The 4,633-nt window shown below is 59.4% G+C and carries 4 protein-coding genes and 2 pseudogenes; 4 read left to right on the top strand and 2 right to left on the bottom strand.

The genetic code is table 11. The annotated features are described in order from the left end of the window. The coding region (locus ACM43_RS09910; protein WP_271539882.1) for an NEL-type E3 ubiquitin ligase domain-containing protein at nt 1-673 on the top strand (673 nt) is incomplete at its 5' end. Between the two features lie 546 nt (nt 674-1,219). On the opposite strand, the gene ACM43_RS09905 is transcribed toward ACM43_RS09910, so the two are convergent. Next, nucleotides 1,220-1,426: a hypothetical protein gene (locus ACM43_RS09905; RefSeq protein WP_081493128.1), complete on the bottom strand. Its 207-nt coding sequence runs from the start codon at nt 1,424-1,426 to the stop codon at nt 1,220-1,222. 372 nt (nt 1,427-1,798) lie between these two features. Here ACM43_RS09905 and ACM43_RS09900 point away from each other — a divergent pair. After that, a pseudogene (locus ACM43_RS09900) lies at nt 1,799-1,945 on the top strand (IS630 family transposase); the annotation flags it as partial. A 307-nt stretch (nt 1,946-2,252) separates the two neighbouring features. Here ACM43_RS09900 and ACM43_RS09895 read toward each other — a convergent pair. After that, on the bottom strand, nt 2,253-3,389 hold the full coding sequence (locus ACM43_RS09895; protein ID WP_271539881.1) for an MFS transporter: 1,137 nt from the start codon (nt 3,387-3,389) through the stop codon (nt 2,253-2,255). A gap of 464 nt (nt 3,390-3,853) precedes the next feature. Between ACM43_RS09895 and ACM43_RS09890 the strand changes: the two genes are divergently transcribed. Further along, nucleotides 3,854-4,315, top strand: a complete 462-nt coding sequence (locus tag ACM43_RS09890) for a hypothetical protein (RefSeq protein WP_225115040.1) — start codon at nt 3,854-3,856, stop codon at nt 4,313-4,315. Between the two features lie 67 nt (nt 4,316-4,382). Further along, a pseudogene (locus ACM43_RS09885) lies at nt 4,383-4,633 on the top strand (IS256 family transposase); the annotation flags it as partial.

The following is a 4,633-nucleotide window of genomic DNA, read 5'->3' as shown; positions in this document are numbered from 1 at the left end:
TCCCGATCTCATCGATCTGGGGCGCGTCATGTTCCGCTTGGACGCTCTGGAAGGGATTGCGCGCGAGAAGGCTCAGTCACTCGGCTCCGTCGACAACGCCGAAAACATCGATGCCATCGAGGTCTATCTTGCTTATCAGAACAAGCTACGCGAGCGGCTGGGACTGCAGCACGTCGCACCTATGCGCTTCTTTGAAGTTTCCGGCGTCACCGACGCTGACGTTGACAGTGCAGAGATAACCGTGCGGAGTAAGGAAGCGGCGGAATTTGCTGACTATTTGGCGACGGACTGGCAACCTTGGGACGATGTGGTTTCTCGCATCGCCCCTGACGACCATGCTGCGATGCAGGACCAGCTCATTGATGCAATGGGCGAAGAGTTCGACGGCAGACTGGAGCAACAGCTCGGCGACAGAGGCTTGAGTGGAACTGAATCTGATCTCGTCGAGGATGCCAAGCGAGAATTAGGGGCCGAGGTCCGTAAGGAAATTGCCCGCGAGATAAAGGGCGCTCTGAGGGTAGGGTGCTCAATGATCACGGCCTCCGGCTGTGAAGCAGCCTTTGACCGCAGGAGGCTATTAATTCGCATGAGGCGTAGCGCTGTACATCCGACTGCAGAGCGCCGGCCTAGAGGCCGGCGCATTGCTCGACTCATTCCAGCGGGTATCTCCTAAAAAAGAACGGATAAGGCGCGTAAGCATGCCGCTCAAAGCGACTTGTCGCCCTAGCGCCGCAGGTGGCGCAGACCGAGCTCGATTAAACCGACGTGACCGAGCGGCAGCTGGATACGACCAGTTCGGACCGCCTGGCCTGGTGGTACTCGAAAGCTCGGTGCTCATGAGCCTACTACAAGTGTCCGCGATTGGGAGGAGGTTGACACGCCCTCCCGTAGCATGCACCTTCAGGCCCAGCTCGACGGATAGAGCGGTCGCTGGGCCTTGCGAATCGAGAGGTCTCCATTCAATCAACGATTACAATCGCTTCAATTTCTTGTCCCACGCTCGTGATAACGTGCGGCTCCGCGGTGTGCGTTGCCTGATCATTGAGGCCGATCAGTGCTGGAAGATCCGTTCCACGCGATCATGCTCGAACGGCGGAACCGGAACTCAGGAGGCTGGATCGCAAATCTCTCTACGTAAGAGGACGCGGCCGCTGTTCCCGCGAGCGGCCGGTCCTGCGAGGCCTCGCGCCTCATTTTATGCTTCGTTTGTTATCCGCGATTAGTGCTGTACGCACGCCGGATCGGTCAAACAAAAAAACAGATCGCAGATACCATTCAATGGGTCGTCCGCGCATTGAGGATATGACGTATCGGCTACCTGCACCTTGGTGGCGACGGGTTGAGCGGCGGCCTCAGCAACAAAGGCCGGCACTGCCGCCGTTGCAAGCGCGACGGCGCTTGCAGTTACAAACAGCAATTTTTTCATTCCAGAGTCGCTCCGTTAGATCGACCCCAAGCCGTCCTCACGGATATATGAAGGCGCCGGAAGTGGTAAATTGATTCTCTTGATCCGGTCCATCGAAGGAATGGATGAGTTCGAACATCTGCGCGGCCTCGGTTATGAGTCGCTCGGGAAAGCCTTTATGGTCGGCGTCTCGGCGGCCTCGACGCGGTCATTGAGCGGAGCAATCGGACAAACGCGGTGACTGCATCGTTCGGACCCCAATGACTCGCACTCCTTGGAGACCGGACGTGTGCTGCCCGAGGGGCCGTCACAATCCTGATGAGTGCACAAGCGATCTCTTCATGACCGATGCTACGACTGCAGAGATCGCTGGAATTTCATTGGTGTGTTCGGCTACAGGCTCTGCGCGCAGACATCATGGACTTCATCAGTCGTCACAACGACGATCCCAAGCCGCTCAAATGGACCAAATCCGCCGACGACATCCTCGCTTCCACCGAACGGTTCTGCCGATACAACGCCCAAACTCAGGCTTGGTGATCTTGCGCATTGTTGGTTCAGGACACTAAACTTCTTCGTTCGCAACATTCTCGGGCAGACACCGCGTAAACTGGAATGCCACGTCGACCGAGCCGAAAAGGATCCCGGCCCATGACGTGAAGAGCCAACACTGAGGAGCCAACAATTGGGTCCGAAAAACCTCGGGAGTTTAGCGCGAAGCCCCTCAATTTGAGCCGGCGCGCCTTCCGCATCATCAGCGGCGGATCACTGCCTGATCGTCGATCGCCTGAAGGCGCTCGCTTGTGCCGCCATCCGCCGAGCTGCGCGTGTCGCTGGCGCGTCGATCTCAGCGCGCCTCGATGGTGACACTGCGCGCCGACAGGGTGACCAGACACATGAGTGCGGCCAACATCGCAAATGCGCTCGGCAACCCTGCGAGGTTGGCGAGGAAACCGACGAACCCCGGTCCAACGAGGAGTCCCGCATAGCCAACCGTGGTGATCGCGGCAACCGCTAGACCTGCAGGCATTACCTTCTGAGTGCCGGCCCTCCGGAAGAGAATCGGAACCAGGTTCGATGAACCAAGACCAATGAGCAGGAAACCTGCCATCGCGAAGGGGGCGCCTGGGGCGGCCAGCAGAAGCGCAAAACCCGCGACGGCCATCAGACTGCCGACCACTAGTGTCGCGCGGTCGCCAACGCGCGACACTATGGAATCGCCTCCGAGGCGCCCGACGGTCATGCTAATGGAGAACAGCATGAAGCCGAGTCCACCCTGCGCTTTCGGTACAAGGCCACGGTCCACCAGCAGCAAGGCGCTCCAGTCGAGTATGGCTCCCTCAATAAGAAACGTGATCGCTGCTAATACCGCCAGCAGCACCACAATGGCATGCGGCATGACGAACAAAACCCCTCGCTGAGCTTGCGCTATTTGGGGCAATCGCGACCAAGTCAGCACCATGACGCTCGCCATGAAACTCGAGCAGATCAGGGTTGATGCAAAAGCACCAACATTCGACCAGAGCAATATGGTCATCGCGGCGGAGCCGGCAAAGCCGCCGATGCTGAATTGCGCGTGAAACCCGGACATCAGCGGACGCTTGGCTGCACGTTCCACCTCGACCGCACAGATATTCGCAGCGACATCGATCGCGCCGAGCGAGGCGCCGAAGGCGACCAGCGCGGCCCCGAGCGCCCAAGGCGTATCGGCAACCACCAGGCAAGGAAGGATGGGTGTAAGGCTGAACCCACCGATCAGGATAATCGGTTTACTGCCGTAGCGCGCACTCAACAAGGCGGTCAAAAGCATCGCGAGAACCGAGCCCAAACCTAGGCATAGCAGCAGAAAACCGAGAACGCCCTCGTCGACCGCCAGTCGTTCCTTCGCGAACGGCACCAGCGGCGCCCAGGCCGCCGTACCAAAACCAGCGACAAAAAATGCAAGACGCATCGCGAGCCACGTGGCCGGCCGATCGGCAGACATTTTTAGGAGCTCCGGAGGAAATTGCTAGCGAGCGCAGCGCCCGGGTAATTGCACAGCGTTCCGCCATCTAGGGGGATCGAAACGGAAGAGTCCACCCACCAAAAATGAGGGTGCACTGCGCACAAGCTCTTGATCTATCCAACTTTCTCACGTGCCGGGCTCGATCGTCTCGACCGGCACAGGCGCGCGATGAGCGATCCCGGCCGCCGTCGGTTGCCTCCATTGTGAGCCGTAGATTGCGGAGCTGGCCGGGCTCCGGGCGCTCTAGGTGTGTTAAAGGGGCAGACGTCAGCTTCCGAACGGCTAAGCGGAAATCTTACGATCAATCAGAGCATTACCGCTCGTGGAAGCGGACATCCCGTGTTGCCGCGCCGGATTTTGGAAGCTCCGCGACTCGTCTATTGTTGAGGCTTTCGCAAACCCTTTACAGCCGCGGTGCGACGAGCCCGTCGCGGGAGCCGATCATGTTGAAAGCCACCGAAGAAGAGATCGAGGAAGTCCGAGAATACTTTGAATGGCAGGCGGCCGATCTCGGAGTGACTTTCATGCAGAAGGTCTACTCGGAGACCGTCGGGCACACGCGCCACGATGTGTGGGACATCCACACCAATAAGGATCGCTGGTGGGTCATCACGGGCGGCACGAAGCTCTACTCTCAGGAGCAATTCCCAAGTATGGACCTTGCCCTGACCTTCCATATTGGCCTGATCCTCCGCGTCCCGCGCACGGAAGAACAGCGTGAGAATGATCTACGCATACTCCCGTTCGCTAACGTGTTCGCGAAGATGGAAGAAGCCGGAACCGCCCTGACACAGGCCCAGAGCCTCACTGACTATCAGGCCGTTGGCGTCCGATGCCGCGAGGCGCTACTCGAACTAATCGGCGTCGCGCAGGACTCGGCAAGAGCTATGGCGGAATCTGGGTGATGACGGTGTGAGGAAGGCGGCGTATCGAGGCGGGTGACGAGCCTGCCAGAACCTCTTGAGGAGAGCGATACGCCATGACCGAGACTACCAATGTTCTTGCTTCCGTCAGCCGTCCGCGGTTGATGATCCACTGACCGATATCGTTCGAGCCGGCGCGCGGGACCTGCTTGCTAGGGCGATCGAGATCGAGGTTGGCACGTTTCTGGCCAGCACGGCCAATCTGACGCTGCCCGACGGTCGGGCGCGCCTGGTCCGACATGGGCACGGTCCGGTGCGCGCGATTGCGACCGGCATCGGTCCGGTGGAGGTCGCTCGTCC

Source organism: Bradyrhizobium sp. CCBAU 45321, assembly GCF_028128975.1.
Taxonomy (GTDB): domain Bacteria; phylum Pseudomonadota; class Alphaproteobacteria; order Rhizobiales; family Xanthobacteraceae; genus Bradyrhizobium; species Bradyrhizobium yuanmingense.
This window is presented reverse-complemented; position numbering and strand designations above follow the sequence as displayed.